14 protein-coding genes and 1 tRNA gene are annotated in these 19,919 nt (G+C 34.6%); 8 read left to right on the top strand and 7 right to left on the bottom strand.

The features are described 5' to 3' along the window. Positions 1 to 127: 127 nt before the first annotated feature. Positions 128 to 1,360 (bottom strand): mechanosensitive ion channel family protein, encoded by a 1,233-nt coding sequence (locus BAR153v2_RS04930; RefSeq protein WP_078680966.1) that lies wholly within the window; start codon positions 1,358 to 1,360, stop codon positions 128 to 130. A 135-nt stretch (positions 1,361 to 1,495) separates the two neighbouring features. Here BAR153v2_RS04930 and dnaG point away from each other — a divergent pair, with 135 nt between their 5' ends. The 3 genes from dnaG (at position 1,496) to BAR153v2_RS04915 (ending at position 6,349) form a co-directional block, all read left to right on the top strand. Then, positions 1,496 to 3,403 carry a DNA primase gene (dnaG, locus tag BAR153v2_RS04925; protein WP_078680562.1) on the top strand — a complete coding sequence of 636 codons (1,908 nt, stop codon included), beginning with the start codon at positions 1,496 to 1,498 and terminating at the stop codon, positions 3,401 to 3,403. Between the two features lie 364 nt (positions 3,404 to 3,767). Then, positions 3,768 to 5,777, top strand: a complete 2,010-nt coding sequence (gene rpoD, locus BAR153v2_RS04920) for an RNA polymerase sigma factor RpoD (RefSeq protein ID WP_078680561.1) — start codon at positions 3,768 to 3,770, stop codon at positions 5,775 to 5,777. Positions 5,778 to 5,887: 110 nt separating this feature from the next. Then, entirely contained in the window at positions 5,888 to 6,349 is a 462-nt protein-coding gene (locus tag BAR153v2_RS04915; protein ID WP_078680560.1) for a YcgN family cysteine cluster protein, read from the top strand. Positions 6,350 to 6,376: 27 nt separating this feature from the next. On the opposite strand, the gene BAR153v2_RS04910 is transcribed toward BAR153v2_RS04915, so the two are convergent. Beyond that, positions 6,377 to 7,120, bottom strand: a complete 744-nt coding sequence (locus BAR153v2_RS04910; protein WP_078680559.1) for an SIMPL domain-containing protein — start codon at positions 7,118 to 7,120, stop codon at positions 6,377 to 6,379. A 168-nt stretch (positions 7,121 to 7,288) separates the two neighbouring features. Here BAR153v2_RS04910 and BAR153v2_RS04905 point away from each other — a divergent pair. The 3 genes from BAR153v2_RS04905 to rnhA all read left to right on the top strand — a co-directional run bounded on the left by BAR153v2_RS04905 (position 7,289) and on the right by rnhA (position 9,608). Further along, positions 7,289 to 7,362 (top strand) — tRNA-Ile (locus tag BAR153v2_RS04905). Between the two features lie 363 nt (positions 7,363 to 7,725). Then, positions 7,726 to 8,781 carry a 4-hydroxy-3-methylbut-2-enyl diphosphate reductase gene (gene ispH / locus BAR153v2_RS04900; protein ID WP_078680558.1) on the top strand — a complete coding sequence of 352 codons (1,056 nt, stop codon included), beginning with the start codon at positions 7,726 to 7,728 and terminating at the stop codon, positions 8,779 to 8,781. A 359-nt stretch (positions 8,782 to 9,140) separates the two neighbouring features. Beyond that, entirely contained in the window at positions 9,141 to 9,608 is a 468-nt protein-coding gene (rnhA, locus tag BAR153v2_RS04895; protein ID WP_078680557.1) for a ribonuclease HI, read from the top strand. 9 nt (positions 9,609 to 9,617) lie between these two features. On the opposite strand, the gene BAR153v2_RS04890 is transcribed toward rnhA, so the two are convergent. Beyond that, entirely contained in the window at positions 9,618 to 10,496 is an 879-nt protein-coding gene (locus BAR153v2_RS04890; protein WP_078680556.1) for a protein-disulfide reductase DsbD domain-containing protein, read from the bottom strand. 69 nt (positions 10,497 to 10,565) lie between these two features. Here BAR153v2_RS04890 and BAR153v2_RS04885 point away from each other — a divergent pair, with 69 nt between their 5' ends. After that, a complete protein-coding gene (locus tag BAR153v2_RS04885; protein WP_078680555.1) occupies positions 10,566 to 11,150 on the top strand; it encodes a YqgE/AlgH family protein in 585 nt (194 codons plus the stop codon). Between the two features lie 26 nt (positions 11,151 to 11,176). Here the strand turns inward: BAR153v2_RS04885 and BAR153v2_RS04880 are convergent, their stop codons facing one another. The 3 genes from BAR153v2_RS04880 to BAR153v2_RS04870 form a co-directional block, all read right to left on the bottom strand. Next, complete coding sequence (locus BAR153v2_RS04880; protein WP_078680554.1) at positions 11,177 to 14,050, bottom strand: EAL domain-containing protein; 2,874 nt, start codon at positions 14,048 to 14,050, stop codon at positions 11,177 to 11,179. A gap of 473 nt (positions 14,051 to 14,523) precedes the next feature. Beyond that, the gene (locus tag BAR153v2_RS04875; RefSeq protein ID WP_078680553.1) at positions 14,524 to 15,807 is read right to left on the bottom strand and encodes a pitrilysin family protein; all 1,284 of its coding nucleotides are present in this window, start codon (positions 15,805 to 15,807) and stop codon (positions 14,524 to 14,526) included. 825 nt (positions 15,808 to 16,632) lie between these two features. Further along, entirely contained in the window at positions 16,633 to 17,328 is a 696-nt protein-coding gene (locus BAR153v2_RS04870) for an HAD family phosphatase (protein WP_078680552.1), read from the bottom strand. A 297-nt stretch (positions 17,329 to 17,625) separates the two neighbouring features. On the opposite strand from BAR153v2_RS04870, the gene BAR153v2_RS04865 reads away from it, so the two are divergent. Next, positions 17,626 to 18,762 (top strand): site-specific DNA-methyltransferase, encoded by a 1,137-nt coding sequence (locus tag BAR153v2_RS04865; RefSeq protein ID WP_078680551.1) that lies wholly within the window; start codon positions 17,626 to 17,628, stop codon positions 18,760 to 18,762. Positions 18,763 to 18,829: 67 nt separating this feature from the next. On the opposite strand, the gene mutY is transcribed toward BAR153v2_RS04865, so the two are convergent. Further along, on the bottom strand, positions 18,830 to 19,888 hold the full coding sequence (gene mutY, locus BAR153v2_RS04860; protein WP_078680550.1) for an A/G-specific adenine glycosylase: 1,059 nt from the start codon (positions 19,886 to 19,888) through the stop codon (positions 18,830 to 18,832). Positions 19,889 to 19,919 lie beyond the last annotated feature (31 nt).

Below are 19,919 nucleotides of genomic sequence, written 5' to 3'. Positions count from 1 at the left end.
TAGCTGTTTATTTGCGCAAAAAAATCTCTTAGATAAGAATTTGGGAGCATTCTTCGTTCTTCTAAATTGAATAAATTGTTATTTTATGACTTCAAGTTTTTTAAAGAATAGACGTAATTAAAGTTTATTATTTTGTTTTCAATGTATTTTTTAGATTATAGCTTGCACGTATTAAGTCATAGCCACATGGATTTTGAAAAATTTTGAGACCAAATTCAGGGAGAACAGAATAAAGGTGATCAAAAATATCAGCTTGAATTTGTTCATATTCTTCCCAAACGGTGGTATTCGTAAAGCAATAAATTTCTAAAGGTAAACCATTCGGCGTGGGAGGTAATTGCCGTGTCATTAAAGTTGTATTTTTTTTGATATTTAGATGCTCTCTTAGATAAGATAACACATAAGCTCGGAAAGTACCGATATTAGTTAAACGGCGAGTATTAGCTGGTATGTTGTTATTTTTTTCTAAGCGAGTATTCCATTCATTAATTTCGGGTATTTTTTGTGCAAAGTAGTTTTCTAGTAGATTAAATCGTGCCAAATATTCTTCTTCTTTTTTTGTATGAAAGCGGATACTTGCTTGATCAATAAATAGGGATCGTTTGATACGTCGCCCACCTGACTCTTGCATACCACGCCAGTTTTTAAAAGGATCAGTTACCAGTTTACGGATAGGAACTGTGGTAATTGTTTTATCAAAGTTTTGAACTTTCACAGTATGGAGAGCAATTTCAATGACATCACCATCCGCGCCAAGATTAGGAATTTCAATCCAATCTCCGACGCGTACCATATCGGTAGATGAAATTTGAATTCCTGCAACAAGAGAAAGTAATGTATCTTGAAAGATCAAGATCAAAACGGCTGCCATTGCACCAAGACCAGAAAAAAGGATAAGAGGCGATCGGTCTATTAATGTGGCTAAGATAAAAATAGCAGTAAGAGTAAAAAGCGCAATTTTAGCTATTTGAATGTATCCTTTTATTGGCTTTAACCTCGCTGCAGGTCTTTGTTCGTAAAAGGTATTAATGATATTAAAAAGAGCAGAAATTGTTAAAGCAACGATAAAAATGATAAAGGCATTAGAAACATTTCGGATAATTGTACTGAGTATGTTGGGCAATGTAGATATAAAATTGATACCCGTTAAAAGAATAAAAGCCGACGCAATATGAGCTATATACTTAGTAATATTTTCAATGTCGGTAGTTGTATTTTGGTGGAGAAAAGTAGCGAGTTGTTTTTTTCCACGAATAAGTAAGATACGTGTTAAAAAATTAACTAAAAGTGCAATGAGAACTAGAACAATTAACCAAGATATCATTTCTAGTGATGGATATTGAACAAGAAATTTAGGCACTTTTGCTGTCTCCATTTTTGAATCATATGTGGTTATTTATTTAGAAATTCATTTATTATTTAAGAGGAAGTATTGGAATTATGCTTTAAAGTAATTAAAATGCAAATAAAGAATTTTTAAACTCTGTGAGAGATAATGCGTATTCCGCCTGATTTCCTTGATGAGATTCGTGCCAGGTTACCAATTTCAGTAGTTATTGGTCAAAGGGTGACATTTGATAAAAAAAAAAGTAAGCCTTCACGTGGTGATTTTTGGTGTTGTTGCCCATTTCATGGTGAAAAGACTCCAAGTTTTCATTGTGATGATCGTCAGGGTCGTTATTATTGTTTCGGCTGTAATACAAGCGGTGATATTTTTACCTTTCTTTGCGAACTTGATGGATTGCGTTTTTCCGAATCTGTAGAGCGCTTAGCTAATTTTGCAGGTATGAAATTACCTACCTTTGATTTACAAAATCATAAAGATGAAATGAAAAAAAATGATCTTTATGATGTCATGAAAATAGCTACGGATTTTTTTCAAAATAACTTACATCATCAAATTGGAGCCCAAGCACGTCATTATCTTTATGAACGTGGTGTTACATTAGAACTTGCAAAGCGTTTTCAGATTGGTTTTGCTTCGGTGGGGCGTACAACTTTGAAAGATGCCTTGAGTGTACGTGGTATTTCGCTAAAGCAAATGGAGGATTGTGGTCTACTTATATCTGGTGAAGATATTTCTACTCCTTATGATCGGTTTAGAAATCGCATTATATTTCCTATTCAAGATTTACGCGGCCGTGTGGTTGCTTTTGGCGGGCGCTCGTTAGATGAAAATGCACGAGCAAAATACTTAAACAGTCCTGAAACGGTTCTTTTTCATAAGGGTAATATGCTTTATAATGCAGCATCTGTCCATAAAAATAGTCGTATCTCCGAAAAGGGAGAAGCATATTCCGTTCTTGTTGTTGAAGGCTATATGGATGTAATTGCTTTAACTAAGGCTGGTTTTGAAAAAGTTGTTGCTCCTTTAGGAACAGCATTAACAGAAACGCAAATTAGACTTTTATGGCAAATGGAATCTGATCCGATTTTGTGTTTTGATGGAGATAGTGCTGGTTTAAAAGCTGCTTTCCGTGTTGCTGATCGTGTGCTTCCTCTTTTAAGAGCAGGAAAGTCTGTGCGTTTTGTTCTATTGCCAAATGGGAAAGATCCAGATGAAATGATTCGTGCAGGAGATGCACATCTTTTTTCTTCTTTTGTTCAAAAATCAATTCCATTGATTGAGCTTTTATGGTGGCGCGCTACTTTTGGAAAACATTTTCCAACTCCAGAAGCACGTGCTGCATTAGAGCGAGAACTAAAACAGCAGATATCAACGATTAAGGATCAAGATATACGTCGCTATTATTTTCAAGATATAAAAAGACGACTCTTCGATTTTTTTCGTTCATCTTTTTTAAAGCAAAAGAATCAAAGGGAATATATTCAAAATCAAAAAGATGGAATGTTTAACGACCAATCTTTTTCTGCATTAGAAAATTCTAATATAGTTCGTAGTTCAAAACATTTTATTCCTTTACGTGAAGCAGTTATTTTGCTGATTTTAGCTTACTATCCTGAGCTATGGTACGAGGATTTTGACGTTTTTGCAGAATTAGAATTAAAAAATGCTCAATTAATAAGCTTACATCAATCCATGTTAGAAATTCTTGGGAGTCAACAGTTATGTGATAAAGAAACAATGTCTGTACTTTTAGAAAAAAAAGGGAAAAAAACTATTTTAGAGCATATAGATAACCTTGCGCAAAGAGTTGGTATGCGGATTACTTCCGGAGGAGCTCCTATAGAGGACGCTCGTGCTGTATTAAAGCAAGCTATCTACTTGCATCTCCAAGAACACCACCTACATAAGAGACTACAAGATATCGAAGAACAACTCATAAAAAATCCTAGAGATGAAGTTTTTGATTTACTTCGTGAGGTAAAAGCTGAATTGGAACGAACGAAAGCATTAGAAGCTTTAATTGAGGGATTTGGATCCTGGTTTTGCGAAAAATAGATGAGGGTAAGCTGAAATAGAATAAAATGATTCGCTTTTTAAAAGCGAATCAGTCACCAAGTCTGATATAAAAACCCTATTATTGAAATGAAGTTTTTGTAAAGAATGATGATGAAATTTTAGGAAAAGCGGGAAATTGGTTCTTATTATGTGGTGCAGATATTATCTCAGAAAGACTGAGATATATTGGGGTGGTTTCTGTAGTTTTCCCGTGTTTTTGCGTAAAAAGGTGTATACAAGAGTGTGTCTTTTTGAATAGAAGATTAATCCTGTAAAAAGTGCATATAAAAATTTTAATGTGCTAAGTAAGAATAAATAAGCTGATCACATGAAGCTTACCGAGTGATCAAGTGGAGTTAACAGTATGGCAACAAAGGTTAAACAAAAAGATAATGTGGAAGAAATGGGCAAAGTGAGCTCGGATGGTTCTCTTCTTGATTTTTCCGATGATGCTATCAAAAAAATGATTAAACTTGCCCAAAAAAATGGTTACGTGATGATGGATGAGTTGAATGCAGCCCTTTCTGCTGAAGAAATCACATCTGAACAAATTGAAGATATATTGGCAATGTTCTCTGAGATGGGTATTAGCGTTATAGATGATGAAGATGAAATTGAGGCTGAACAATATGAGGAAGAAATCACAATAGAAGGGGGCGATTTAGTAGAAGCTACAAATTATGCGGTTGCAACAACATCTAAACGTGAAGTAGCCGACCGAACTGATGATCCAGTTCGTATGTATTTACGTGAAATGGGAGCTGTTGAATTACTCTCGCGTGAGGGTGAAATTGCTATTGCTAAACGTATTGAGGCTGGACGTGAAACGATGATTTCTGGTCTTTGTGAGAGTCCTTTAACATTTCAAGCTTTAATTATTTGGCGTGAAGAGTTGCAAGAGCAGCGTATTCTTCTTCGTGAAATTATTGACCTTGAGATGACTTATTCTGGTCCAGAAGCGAAGCAGGCTCCCATTATTGATGGAAGTGAAGTCAAAAAAATAAAAGAAGAAACACCATCTTCTAGCATGCATGATGTGAATGATCTTAAAGAGGATATAAGAAGTGAAGATGATGACGAAGAAGACGATGAAGTTAATTTATCGCTTGCGGCAATGGAACATGAGTTGTGTCCTCAGATTGTGGAAACTTTAGATTTTATTGCTGAAACTTATGTAAAATTACGCAAGTTACAAGATCAACAAGTTGAAAGCAGCCTATCACATCGTAAAGAAAAGCTTCTTTCATCTGCACAAAGGAAACAATATACTCAATTGAAAGATGCTTTAATCCAAGCAGTAAAATCTCTTTCTTTAAATCAAAATCGTATTGAGGCATTAGTCGAGCAATTATACGATATTAATAAGCGGTTAATACATAGCGAAGGTAAATTGAAGAGGCTTGCTAGTAACTATGGCATTGGGCATGAAGATTTTTTAAGAGAATATCAAGGTCGTGAGTTGGATGTGGATTGGATTAATTATATTACAACTTTATCAGGGCGTGGTTGGAAAGAATTTTCAACTTGTGAAGCTAAAGCCATTCAAAGTTTGCGTAGTGAAATACAAAATCTTGCGCAAGAAACTGCTATTTCAATTAGTGAATTTCGCCGAATTGTTACGCAAGTACAGAAAGGGGAGCGTGAAGCGAATATTGCTAAAAAGGAAATGGTGGAAGCTAATTTGCGTCTTGTGATTTCAATTGCCAAAAAATACACTAATCGTGGTTTACAATTTCTTGATCTTATTCAGGAAGGCAATATAGGCTTGATGAAAGCTGTTGATAAATTCGAATATCGGCGTGGATATAAATTTTCAACTTATGCGACATGGTGGATACGTCAAGCAATTACGCGGTCTATCGCTGATCAGGCACGTACCATTCGTATTCCTGTTCACATGATTGAGACAATTAATAAAATTGTTCGTACATCGCGCCAAATTTTACATGAAATTGGGCGTGAACCAACACCAGAAGAACTCTCTAGCAAGCTTTCTATGCCGTTGGAAAAAGTGCGAAAAGTGCTTAAGATTGCAAAAGAACCTATCTCACTTGAAACACCTGTTGGTGATGAGGATGCTTCTCATTTAGGTGATTTTATTGAGGATAGAAACGCATTATTACCAATTGATGCAGCTATTCAGGCTAATTTACGAGATACAACAACGCGTATTCTTGCTTCATTAACGCCACGTGAAGAGCGTGTTTTACGAATGCGTTTTGGTATTGGAATGAATACTGATCATACATTAGAAGAAGTTGGTCAACAGTTTTCAGTTACCCGCGAGCGTATTCGTCAAATCGAAGCAAAAGCGCTTCGTAAGTTGAAACATCCTAGCCGTTCACGGAAATTACGGAGCTTTCTTGATTCTTAATTAAAAAGAACAGCACATTTAAATATAGATAAAAAATGTGATCTGAATAATAGATTGAATTTTATTTATTCTTTAAAAGAATTGTCTTATGAAAAAAGTAGATCCTGTTTATGAGTAAAGAGCTTCCCTTTTGGAAAAGTAAAAAATTAGAAGAAATGTCTATTACTGAGTGGGAAAATCTTTGTGATGGTTGTGGGTGTTGTTGCTTGCATAAATTAGAAGATGACGATACTGGTGATATCTATGCAACTAGTGTTGCATGTCGTCTTTTGGATAAATATACGTGTCAATGTAAGAACTATAATCACCGTAAATCAATTATTCCAGATTGTATATTATTAGATATTATTACGGTTAAAACAGCTCGTTGGTTGCCAGAAAGTTGTGCTTATAGGCTGGTGAATGAGGGTAAAGATCTTCCGTGGTGGCATCCATTAGTCTCAAAAGATTTTCAAACAGTACATCAAACTCAATTTTCTGCACGTGAGCAGATTAAAATTCATGATGATGAACTATCATCAATAGAATCTTATTGTCAATATATCATCGGAATTCTCTACAAAAGCCGATGATATAATTTTTTACTAAGTGATTGATGATTATTCGTCGATAGCAAATGTTATAGTGACACTAACATGATAATTTAATTCGCCTCCTGAAAAATTTGTATCTGCATAGTCTGCAGGTTGCGCTCTACTCATGAGGCGTGGTGTTGGATAGTATTCGTTATTACTTTCATTAATTTTAATAATCTTTCCTAATTTCACATTGGCTGCTTGAGCTAAAGTTTCTGCTTTTGCAATAGCTTCAGTAACAGCTTTTTTACGTGCTTCTTTATACAATGGCTTTGTATTAGCATTGGTAAAGGTAATTCCATTAACAGAATTAACACCAAGTGCCATTGCTTGGTCAAATAGTTTACCGGCATTGGCTAAATCACGGATATTTACTGTTAAAGAATTTGAAACATGGTAAGTTATTTCATTGTTCTTTTTTTCTTGTTTTTTGTCTGAGGTTATTTGGTAAATAGATAAGCCTGATGTTTGCAAGTCATTTGCGTGAATACCATTATTTTTAAAAGTATTCATAATATCATTCATAAATTTATTATTTGCTGCTAAGGCTTTTTGAGCAGTTACGTCATAAGTAACAACAGCTAGATTGATAATCGCCATATCTGGTGTTGCCTGGTTTTCACCAGTTGCTGTAACTGTAATTGTTGATGCATCTTTGATTGTTTCTTCCGCATGTACGACGAGTGAAGTAGTGAGTATAGATAATACAGTCAATATCGACAACTGAATTCGGTAGATATTGGACAGTTGGAAAATTATTTTAGTCATGTTCATTCCTTATAATATATGTACTCTATTACTTTTCCATTTTTGGTGCTCATTGTAAAGTAATTAGAGTGTTGGAAGAAAAAAACAAAAAGAAAGAAAAAAAGACGCAGTATAATTAAAGCAAGCTCTTGTATAATAGGATATTTTAGTTTAGAGAAAATCTCTGTGGGGCCTGTAGCTCAATTGGTTAGAGCCAGCGGCTCATAACCGCTTGGTTGGGGGTTCGAGTCCCTCCGGGCCCACGTTCCCCTAATAAATAAACATCTTCATTTAAATATGAGGGATTTTGTAGGTATTAATTCCGTTAATCTATTTCTGCTATGAGAAGATAATGATTAAAAGTTCTTAATTAGATATTACTAATCAACGGTTTGTATGGTGTATACAGTTATTTCTCTGATTTTAGCGAGAATAGTGACCTGCTACCGCTTTATTTTACAAAAAGAGAAGTTGTAACTAACGTTTATTGCGCCATTTTTTTAGATAAATGGTGATTATTAGTCTTTTAAGAGAAATCATCTTGTATATAGGAAACATTTCGTATATTAAAGTAACAATGATATATTATAATTTGGGTAAGAATTTATAAATATTGAAGGTAAATTTTGTCTATACTTCCTCCTTTAATAATTCGCCTTTGTGGACCACGCGGGTTTTGCGCTGGTGTTGATCGTGCTATCCAGATTGTTATTCTTGCATTGAAAAAATATGGTTCTCCTGTGTATGTTCGTCATGAAATTGTACATAACCGCTATGTCGTTGAGGGGTTGCAGCAACGAGGCGCCATTTTTGTTGAAGAACTTTGTGAGATACCTGAAGTGCATCGTAGTCGACCTGTTGTGTTTTCTGCTCATGGTGTGCCAAAATCTGTAGAAGAAGAAGCTATTCGTTATAATTTATTTTATCTTGATGCGACATGTCCGTTAGTTTCTAAAGTCCATAAGCAAGCAATTCGTCATCAACGTCATGGCCGTCATGTTATATTGATTGGTCATGCAGGCCATCCTGAAGTAATTGGAACTATGGGACAGCTTGAAGAAGGGAATGTTACATTGATTGAAACTGTAGAAGATGCTTTATGTTATCAACCAAATAATCCAAATAAATTAGGATTTGTAACACAAACAACACTCTCTGTTGAAGATACAGCACAGATTCTTAATGTATTACAACAGCGTTTTCCTGCGTTAGCAGCTCCAGCAGCTGAATCAATTTGTTACGCCACTACTAACCGACAAGATGCTGTTAAGGCAGCGGCATTAGGAAGTGATTTATTTTTAATTGTTGGTTCGCCGAATTCATCTAATTCTAAACGTTTGGTGGAAGTTGCTGAGAGATTTGGCGCGCGTCGATCTATTTTAATACAGCGTGCTGATGAAATTGATTTTGATAATCTAGGTGTTCTTTCAGTCATTAGCCTTTCAGCGGGAGCATCAGCTCCTGAAATTATTGTTGATGAAATCATTACAGCGTTTCGTGCACGTTATGATATCAAAATAGAATTGGCTGAAACTATAGTTGAGACGGAAACATTTCTAGTAAATCGTGAATTGCGTGATATCAGTCTATCCTCTCAAGATATAGCCTTTATTAAGGGACGAGCAGAAGTATTAAAAAACAAAAGTAATGATAATGGCATTTATAAAATAAAAGAAGAATAGTAGCAGTTATATAGGATATTATAGCCCAACGCATTTTAGCATGTTAGTCAGTAAGTTTGCTTTTAAAAACGAGGAAAAAGAGAGGATGCTGGAAGTCTAGGGTTTTATAAAATACAACAACTATTCACTTTATGTTTCTTAGAAAATAATTTATCTTTTATGTATCCCTATACGACATTTGTATCCGATATAGTTTTTCTTGTTATGATCAGTGTTTCAAAAAGTAATTATATCATAATTATGTTATATTGGACAGGCAATGTAGTTTTGTTATTCAAAAAAAATTGTTGAAATATTGGCATGAACTTTATTTTTGCAGTAATTGAACTTCTTGGCTGAGGTAGAGTTGTGTTTATGTTATGTTAGATCAAAAAAAAGTCGTTGAAATTTATACAGATGGTGCTTGTTCGGGAAATCCTGGCTTGGGAGGATGGGGGGCAGTTTTACGCTGGAATGGTCATGAACGTGAGCTTTATGGTGGAGAAGTATATACGACCAATAATCAAATGGAACTTATGGCGGCAATTCGCGCGTTAAATGCTTTGAAGGAATCATGTTTGGTTGATCTTTATACAGACTCAGCCTACGTACGTAATGGGATTTCTACGTGGATTGAGCGATGGAAAAAAAATAATTGGTGCGCTGCATCGAAAAGTCCTGTTAAAAATATGAAGTTATGGCAAGCCCTTGATGATGCCTGTTCTCACCATAATATCAGATGGTACTGGATAAAAGGACATGCGGGCCATCCAGATAATGAGCGCGCAGACGCACTCGCACGTAAGGCAATTACTGAATATCGTGAGAATAGGTATTTTTCAACATAATTTTTTATTTCATGGAATGATAGTATGACTTGATTGTGTATTTATTGTAAATGTTCCGCTGAAGGCATGGTCTTGATAAGAAACAGTATAAAAAACTGTTTTGTTCAATTCATCTGAATCGTAATATATCGGTGCATTAAAGACTGCATATCCTTCGTGATCACTTATCTTTTTTGTTGGTCCAATTTGCATTAAACCTCCATCTAAAAAGAGAGCAGAAGTTGTGATTATTTTATTATTTTTTATTTTTATTAAGAGGGTATTTTCATTTTTTTCAGCATGTATTTTAAATGCATTATGGGCTGTACGAGGTAAAGCATCTTGAGCTTTTTTTAATAAGGATAGAGAAAGAGAAGTATTATTTTGAGTAGATGAGGAAAAATTAAAATTGATAGTAAGAGGGATACAAATTTCATTACACATTCCAAGGGTTAAAGAACCACTTAGATTTTCGTCTGAACTAGAGATATTAAAGGGAAGTACGACTTTATTTTTATAACCTAATGACCAATCATTTTCTGTTTGATAGAGCTGTGGTGTAGGATAAAAAATTTCATAAGATACTTGTTGGTTGAAATTAAAAAATGGTGCCATACCGGAATCTCCTGGGTTTCGCCAATAAGTTTTCCATTTTGGTCTTAACGTAATTTCAATAATACCACTTTTTATTCCAGAAAGGGAAGATGAAGTTATAGCTAATCTAGCATAGCCACCTTCTGATTCATGCCAAGGTGTTGCAATAAGATATGGTTTTTGTTTTGCTTGAGCATTAGCAAGAAAGTAGAAAAATCCTAAAAATATGAGTATTATTTTCAAAGTTACTAAGAGATTTTTCTGAAAAATATTTGTAATTTTTTGTAAATTTTGAAATATTTGCAATTTTTTCATTTGATCTTTATTCTTTACTGATACTGATTTAGTTGAAGTCAAAAATTAGATTGTGGAGACTATCAAATTATGAAACAGCATGAAGGATTTTTGAATGGACAGTTGCTGATAGCAATGCCTGGAATGAATGACAAGCGCTTTGTTCGTTCTGTTATCTATATTTGTGCCCATTCTAATGCTGGTGCTATGGGAATTATTCTCAATCAGTTACACAATATTAATTTTCCTGAACTTTTGCTTCAGCTAGGAGTGATTAACCAAAATCAAAAAAATTATCTTTCTGAGCCAATTAAAAAGTTTCCAATACGCTGTGGTGGGCCTATTGATACGTCTCGTGGTTTTGTATTGCATTCAGATGATTATGCTGGTGAAGCGACTATATCTGTTACAGACGAAATTTATCTTACTACAACCCTTGATGTATTAAAAGCTATGAGTTGTGAGAGAGGGCCTCAACATGCTCTTATAGCTTTGGGCTATGCTGGGTGGAAAGCAGGACAGCTTGAAACAGAGATTTATACAAATGGTTGGTTAATTAGTCCTACATCTCCTAATTTTCTTTTTGAAAGCGATATTAGTAGTAAGTATGATGAAAGCCTCATTCGCATTGGAATTAATCCAACTTCTCTTATTTCTGAAGTAGGTCATGCATAGATTATTCGTTTTATAACGTTACTTAATTATAAAGAGAAGTGATTTTGAACAAGAGCAATTAATTCTTCGACGGCAATTGGTTTAGTGACGGTTGTGCTTTGAACATATTTACAACCTTCTTGTCTTAAAAAAATAGCTTCTTTTTCGTTTTCTACGCCTTCTGCTATGATTTGTAAATTAAGATCAGTAGCCATTCTGATAATTGATTTAAGTACAAGTTTTTTATTATGTGAATCGATAGAGATAAGTGAACGATCTAATTTGACCATGTCGAATGGATAACGGACAAGATATGTAAGTGGTGAATAACCTGTTCCAAAATTATCTAATGCCAGATTCATTCCCAATGCTTTAATCTGTTCAAAAAAATGAGCTGATTGTTCAGGATTTTTTCGTAAAACAAGCTCAGATATTTCTATCATCAATCGTCCTTTACTGACCGGATTGCGAAGAAGAGAAGAGCGTAGTTGACTTATAAAGTCAGGATGAATCATTTCTGCACTTGGTAAGTTGATAGAAATAAAGAAAGGATTTTTAGCACATTTTTCTTGTATATTTATAAGATCTATTATAGCGCGATCAACGATGAATTCTACTAAATCCATAACGAGCTGTTCGCTTTCTACGATTTTGATAAAATCATGGACATTTAAATTTCCGTGATTTGGATGGTGCCATTCCACGATTGTTTCAAAACCAATAATTTGCCCATCTGATAAATTAAGAATAGGATGATAGAGAATTTTTATTTCATTACGCTTGATAGCGTGATGAATATCTTTGTTGATATTATTATGCTCGAGGTTTAAAGTACGAAAATTGGGACGGAAAGGTTCAATGTGATTACCACCCATTTGTTTTGCATGGATCATTGCCAGCTCACTGTCATTGAAAATATTTTGAGCAGTTGATTTGTTATCACTCCACGTAACCAATCCAATGGATGAAGAAAGCGTTATAGTTTTTTCTTCAAGAGTAATAGGAGCTGAAATTGTTTTGTGCAGATGATTTGCGAACATTGCAATTTTTTGGGGTTCTGTTTCGCTGAGTAAAATAATTGCAAAACGGTCTGCAGAAAGGCGTGATAAGCTGTCTTGTAGGTTAATAAGGCGGCTCAAACGACGCGCAATTATTAAGAGGACAGTATCCCCAACCGCTATACCTAGTTTACGATTAATTTGACGAAAGTTGTCAAAATCAATCATAAAAATTGTTGGTTTAATTTTTATATTTGCTTTAGCTAAAGAGCTATAATTTTGTAATCTATCGAGAAAAATTTGTTGATTAGGAAGACCGGTCAAGCTATCATGAATTGCATCGTATAGTAAACGTTCTTCGGCTTTTTTGTGATTAGTGATATTGACAATACTCCCGATAACGCGAGTAATCTTTCCGTCTTTTTGGATAGCTGGGCGTGCACGCAGAGAAAACCAATGATAATGGCCCCCACCGGAAGAGAGCCGAAAAATCTGATCAATACGTCCTTTTTTATGTGCAAGAATAATATTTAAAACAGCTTGAAAGCGCTCACGATCATCATAATGCAAGGCTGAAATCCAGTCGCTCATAGTACCGTTGAGTTTGCAGTTGTTAGCACCAAAAATGGCTGCCATATCTGGGTGAACAACAATGCGGTCACGTTCGACATTCCAGTCCCAAATAATACTTCCGGCTCCTCTAGCTGCCAGAACTTGTCGTTCGAGATCGGAAAAAATGCCCTCATAGAAAGCATCATTAGAAAATGTTTGTTGCATGACAAGAAAGCTGATAAGAAGAACAATGAGCACCAATCCTCCTGCTAGAGCTGGTTGAACAATATCATTATCTAAATATCCTATTATGCAGGCATAAGCTTCAAGAGACCAAAAGCTAATTAATAACCATGTTGGAATAAGCATGATTGCACGGTCATATCTACGGATTGAAAAATAGCTGATCAATATAATCCCGAGTATAGCTGTAAGCCCAAATGATAAGCGAGCGATTCCAGCTGCTCTAGTGGGATCATAAATAGCAAATGCTCCTAATCCGCAGAGAGATATAATCCATATAATTGCACCGTAGCTAAAGTGATAATGCCAGCGGTTAAGACACAGATAAGTAAATAGAAAAATAGAGAGTGTTGCAGCAAGTGCAACTTCTGTACCAGCACGCCAAATTGGTTCTGTTATTGGTGTAATTGCAAAGAGCTTATTCCAAAAGTTAAAATCAATACCAATGTAAAAAAGAACAGCCCAAGCAACAGCAGCTGTTGCAGGGAAAAGACTTGTCCCACGAACGACAAATAAAATAGTTAATAGGAGCGCCAAAAGTCCTGATATACCAAGAAGAATACCATGATAAAGTGTATAAGAATTAATTGTATCTTTGTAAGCTTCAGGCTGCCATAAGTAGATTTGTGGTAGATTTTTAGAGCTTAACTCTGCAACAAATGTAATTACAGTGCCAGGGTTGAGAGTGATACGAAAAATATCTGCATTTGCATTAGTTTGACGATCAAGGGAAAAACCTGCACTTGGAGTGATGGATTCAATACGTACTGATCCAAGATCTGGCCACAGAAGACCCGAATGAGCCATACGATAATGGGGTACTACAATGAGACGATCAATTTGTTCATCTGTTGGATTCGCAAGGGAAAATACTGCCCAGTTTCCGGAAAAATTTTCACTTTTTGCCTGTACTTCAATACGCCATATAATACCATCCGGTCCTGGTGCTGTACTGGTTTGGAAGATAGGGTTATTAGTGCGATGAATTTCAATAGCTTTAGACAAATCAAGAGCTATATCCTGAGGAGAAATTTTGATTGGTTCGATTGCTTGTGCTGATGAAAGGCATACAAAAAGACTAATTATTATGACAAGGACAATATTGATTATTTTTCCAAAACTCTTCACGCTGCCTCACTCTCAGTATTTGAAGCTATTTAATCTTAAACGAGATTTTCGAGGAAATTCTTCCACTTCATTAGTTATTCTTTTTATAAAGAGCGGTTGTCATTTTCTTTTGAAAAAATCACATAGATTTTATACAAAAATAGACCAGATATCTGCTCATACTAACGAGTCCCAAAATTAACGGAATTTTGTTCTTTTTAAAAGGAAAAATATCAACCATTTATTGTTAGATTTTACGCAATGTATTCTTGTTGATTAAATTATTTATCATATGAGGTGTTAATTAGGCAGTTTTGCTCGTTTTTTTGATAAAAATTTTTCAAATTTATTTAATTTAATAAAGAAAAGTTTTTATGATGATTTTCATTAAAGATGTGTGCATATTTTGGGGCTTATTGGGTTTTAGAGTAATTTATGCGTGTTCAATTATAATTTTATCTAATTAAAGTATTAGAGAGTGCTCTTCGTTTCTTTTAGAGAAGACAGTTCATAGTGGGCGAAAGAGTTGATACTAAGTCGTCAAAATTCATGAGTGGACCAATAGGGCCAACAGCTGCTAATGTTGGGCTAGAATTGATAAAAAGATGTTTAGCTAGATCAGTTAGCTGTTCTAAGGTAATAAGTTCTAAACATTCAGTCATTTCAGAAATTGGAATTGGTCTACCATAAAGGAGCATTTGGCGAGCGATAAGATGTGCTTGACTAGATGGATTTTCTTGTGACATTGTAAGATTAGCGCGATATTGTGCCTGTGCTCGTTGAAGTTCATTTGTATGAATATTTTTACTTATTTTGTAGAGCTCATCAAGAATAACAGGTAAAAGTGTTTCTAATCCTTCTTGTCCTGTAGCAGCATGAAGACCGAAAAGCCCAGTGTCTGAAAATCCCCAATGGAAAGCATAAATAGAATAACATAACCCGCGTTTTTCTCTTATTTCTTGGAATAAGCGTGATGACATACCTCCTCCAAGAATGATTGAAAGAATCTGAGCAGTATAAAAGTCATGCGCATGATATGGACGCCCTTCAAAACCAAGTACAATTTGTGTATCCATTAGATTACGATATTCGCGAAAGTCACCACCGATATAATTAGCAAGATTGACTAAAGGAGCTGTTGAATGGGGGCGGAAAGTGCCAAGACAACTTTCTACTTGACGCAGAAAACTTTCATGTTCTATAGATCCTGCAGCAACTACGATCATGCGGTCTGCACTATATTGTTGATTCATAAAATTGCGAAGATCAGCAGATGTGAACGATTGGACTGTTTTCTGTGTTCCTAAAATAGAACGGCCGAGAGATTGATCACGAAAGGCGGTTTCAGTAAAATGGTCAAAAACGATATCATCAGGAGCATCACAAGTAGCACCAATTTCTTGGAAAATGACTTGTTTTTCACGGTCTAATTCATCTTCATCAAATTTTGAACATGTCATAATATCGGCTAGAATATCAATAGCAAGAGGAATGTCTTTTTTTAGAACACGTGCAAAATAAGCGGTTGTTTCAATACTTGTGGTAGCATTGATTTCTCCACCAACATCTTCAATATCAGTTGCGATTTTAAAAGCTGTACGGTTTTCTGTTCCTTTAAAAGCCATATGTTCAAGTAGATGGGCAATGCCATGTTGTATAAAGGTTTCGTTACGTGAACCAACTTTAACCCATATTCCAAGCGCTACACTTTCAATTTGTGGCATTTTATGTGTGGCGATAGTCAAACCATTACTAAGGCGGCTGATATCTACACCCATGTATCATTACTCCGTTTAATCAACCAAATGCACAATTATAACAGCATTGGAATATTTTTTATTTAAATAAATGCAGCTAATTATAATAAGATGCACACGATTTTAAAGAAAATAGTCTTTTACTATTTTTCTATCATTAGCAATGGTTTGTAAAGTACTCTCTATAATCTATGAGATTTTTTAGACACATTAGTCATGGTAGATGAGTAATATTAACAATTAACATTAATTGAAGTAATGTAAGCAGCAGTAAGAGTAATCATCATTATAGATGTATGATTGTTTATTGTTATGGGTAATTTTGAGTGCAATTTCTGTATATAGATTAGTGAGATAGTTGCTGTCTTGATACATGCTATTAATTATCATATCATTTTAAGGATAGAATAAAAATATTTTTGAGTTATTTTCATCAATTTTGAAACAGCTGAATTCAAGATTTCAATAATATTGAAAGTCTAAATTAATTTAAATTTGTTGCTTTCAAGTTAATAGATATCCAAATTAGAAAAATTCAATTTTCATAGGATATAAAGAGTAATATTATATTGCTTACAGGTATATTGCATAAGTACAACTGAGCACTCTTCATATAAGGATGTTAATATCGTTCATTGTAATGATTAATTACTCTATGAGTAATGCGTATAAATTTATATTTTATTTCGATATATTTCATTTTTTAGCATGTATGATTTACTCTTCACTGCTGATAGGATGCTATTAATTTTACGGATATATTCTAGTTTTTATAGTAATTGTTGAATTTTTTAGTCAAAAATTACTGAGAGAGTATATGAGCCAATATATGTTGGAGGTATCTTTTTATTGCGAATCTTTCCATATTTTCATTGCTTCTAAGGTTTCGGGTAAATGGGCGTGTTTTGTAATAACCGTTTCAGCACCGGCTTCTATAAGAGCATTAGAGTGGCCAAGATAACTGTGGAGGCCTCCAGTAAAGCCGATAACACGCATTCCTGCAGCAGCAGCAGCATGTACACCATGAATAGAATCTTCTACAACAATAGTATTTTCTGGTCGTACACGTAATTCTTGTGCAGCAAAGAGAAAAACATCAGGTGCAGGTTTAGGTTTTTTAGTTCCAACTTCAGGTGCTGAAAATATTTTATTGTCAAAAAGGTGATAGAGTTTAACAGTGTTAAGCATATCTTTTATATCTCTGCTCATTGCATTAGAGCAAATACAATAGGGATAAAGGGATTTAATAATTTCTATTGCTTCTTTTACACCGTTAATAGTATGTAATTCAGTTTTCATTTGTGCGCGAAACAGATGTGCCATTTGATCTATGAGATTAGCAGAAATTGGTCTCTTAATTTCTTGTTCAATTTTTTTAAGAATATCTTGAAAAATAAGTCCTGAATAGCGTTCGCTTAATTCTTCGGGCGATATTTTATATCCTATTTCTTTAAGTAATTGTGATCCAATTTTTGCTATAAGATATTCGGAATCTACTAAAACTCCATCACAATCAAAAATAATAAGATCAATTTGTAGCATAAGACATTCCTTATTATAACGGGTTTAAGAATTTTTATAAAATAATATTAAAAGCTCTCGTTTTATAAAGATATAACTTGAAAGATTTTTCTCATTAATTTGATAATATGAACAATATGCTACAAAGGAGTAAAATAAAGATTTATCAATATGAAATTATTTTGCTTGCATTGAATAAAATAAATTTAAATTAGCTTAACGATACATTTACTCTATTTTGTGAAGATGGTGGACAATTAGATTAATTAATCATTTTAATTATAGAGTTATTTCGGTTCGTGTTGTTGAGTTTTTTTTATGACAATTGTTCAGCTACAAAAAAATCGGGTTTGTACTTCTTCACAGACGCAGTGGCGTAATAAAATCTTTAAAGGAGATTGTGTTGCAGTATTAGAAAAACTTCCTAAACATTCTGTTGATGTAATTTTTGCAGATCCTCCTTATAATTTGCAATTAGAAGGTGTATTGTATCGTCCAGATTACTCGCGCGTTGATGCAGTTGATGACGCATGGGATCAGTTCGAAAGTTTTTCTGCTTATGATGCTTTTACACGCGCATGGTTGCTTGCGTGTCGCCGTGTATTAAAACCTAATGGGACAATTTGGGTTATTGGATCTTACCATAATATTTTTCGAGTTGGTACGGCGCTACAGGATTTAGGTTTTTGGATGCTTAATGATATCATTTGGCGAAAAAATAATCCTATGCCAAATTTTCGAGGGCGTCGCTTTCAAAATGCTCACGAAACGCTTATTTGGGCTGTTCGAGATCAAAAGGATAAAAAATATACATTTAATTATGATGCTTTAAAAGCCGCCAATGAAGATCGACAAATGCGTTCAGATTGGCTGTTCCCTCTCTGTACAGGTGCTGAACGTTTAAAAGATAAAGTAGGACGTAAATTACATCCAACACAAAAGCCTCAATCCTTATTAGCACGTATTATTATGGCTTCTAGCAAACCTGGCGATGTTATTCTTGATCCATTTTTTGGTTCAGGAACGACAGGTGCTGTTGCCAAACTTTTAGGTCGTGATTTTGTAGGGATTGAGCGCGAGCAACATTATATTGATGCAGCCTGCGAGAGAATTGCTGTAGTTAAACCTTTAGCTAAATCAGAATTAGAAATTTTAAAAACAAAAAGGACAGAACCACGCGTAGCATTTTCTAGCTTGCTTGATGCAAGATTGCTTTATCCTGGGAGCATTCTTTATGACAAGAAGAAAGAAATATCTGCTATTGTTAGAGCTGATGGGACTATTATGTATGATGGTGAAGCGGGATCTATTCATATGATAGGAAGAAAGGCTCAGGCTTCGCAAAGTTGTAACGGTTGGACATTTTGGTATTATGAAGAAAATGGTCTATTAAAATCGATAGATGATTTAAGAATGATGATACGCTCACAGATGTTGAAAGCTAATATTATATGAGTTGCACTGATTTTAATTGCTGATAAAGCATTATTATAGTCAATTTTTATTTTGTGTAGGTGGGAAGTTATTTGAATTTAAAAGGAGAAGAAATAGCTATAGCAATGGCTTTTTTCATAACAGTAGGGAGTGCCTCTTTGCTAAGATGATGAATATCACACCACCAACCATTTTTAAGCTTTGTTCCCCGAATATTATCTGCACAGTAGACATTAAGTTTTAAAGAAAAGTGAGTAAAAATATGTGTAATTTGTCCCATAAATTTCCAATTAGCAGAACAGGGAGCATTTTGCAGTCCATTTTCTTCATTTATTCCGATATTATTAGGAATTTGGGTCATGCCGTTGAGTAATTTTGTATGCTGTCGTTTTTCTAAGTAAATTTGTTTATTTTCATTGAGTATTACAAAAGCAGCACCAGTTTTTAAAGGACGTTCTTTTTTAGGAACTTTTACTGGGAAAGCTTCTGTTGCCTGCATTTTCATTGCTGTGCACAAATTTTGAAGAGGGCAGAGTAAACAAGATGGCTTACGGGGAGTGCAAATTGTTGCACCTAAATCCATCATAGCTTGAGCAAAATCACCAGGACGTTTTACATCAGTAATTTCAAATGTTTTTTCTTTGATCTCAGATTTTGCTTTGGGTAATGTTGAAGTAATGGCAAATAAGCGCGTTATAACACGTTCGACATTACCGTCAACAACGGCTACAGGATGATCAAAGGCAATTGCAGCAATAGCTGCTGCAGTATAGTCTCCAATACCCGGTAAAGTGCGTAATATTTTTACCGATTGTGGAAATTTACCTCTATGATTTTTAACAAGTTGAATAGCACAATTTTTAAGATTACGTGCACGTGAATAATAACCAAGACCCGCCCATGCCTTCATGATATCATCTTGTGATGCTTGTGATAAAGAGAAGAGATCAGGCCAAAGTTTTAGAAATTTTTTAAAGTAAGGTTTAACAGTTTCAACTGTTGTTTGTTGCAGCATAACTTCGGATAACCAAATTCGATAAGGATCAGGATAAATGCCTTTTATTTGTTTTGTAGGGGGTATACGCCATGGTAAATGGCGATAATTTTGATCATACCAAGAAAGGAGAAGTGAAGAAATTTTATACATCGTTGTTTTTAATCATAAACAAGTCTAAAAT

Source organism: Bartonella sp. AR 15-3 (assembly GCF_002022445.1).
In the GTDB taxonomy this organism is placed as follows: Bacteria; Pseudomonadota; Alphaproteobacteria; order Rhizobiales; family Rhizobiaceae; genus Bartonella.
This window is presented reverse-complemented; position numbering and strand designations above follow the sequence as displayed.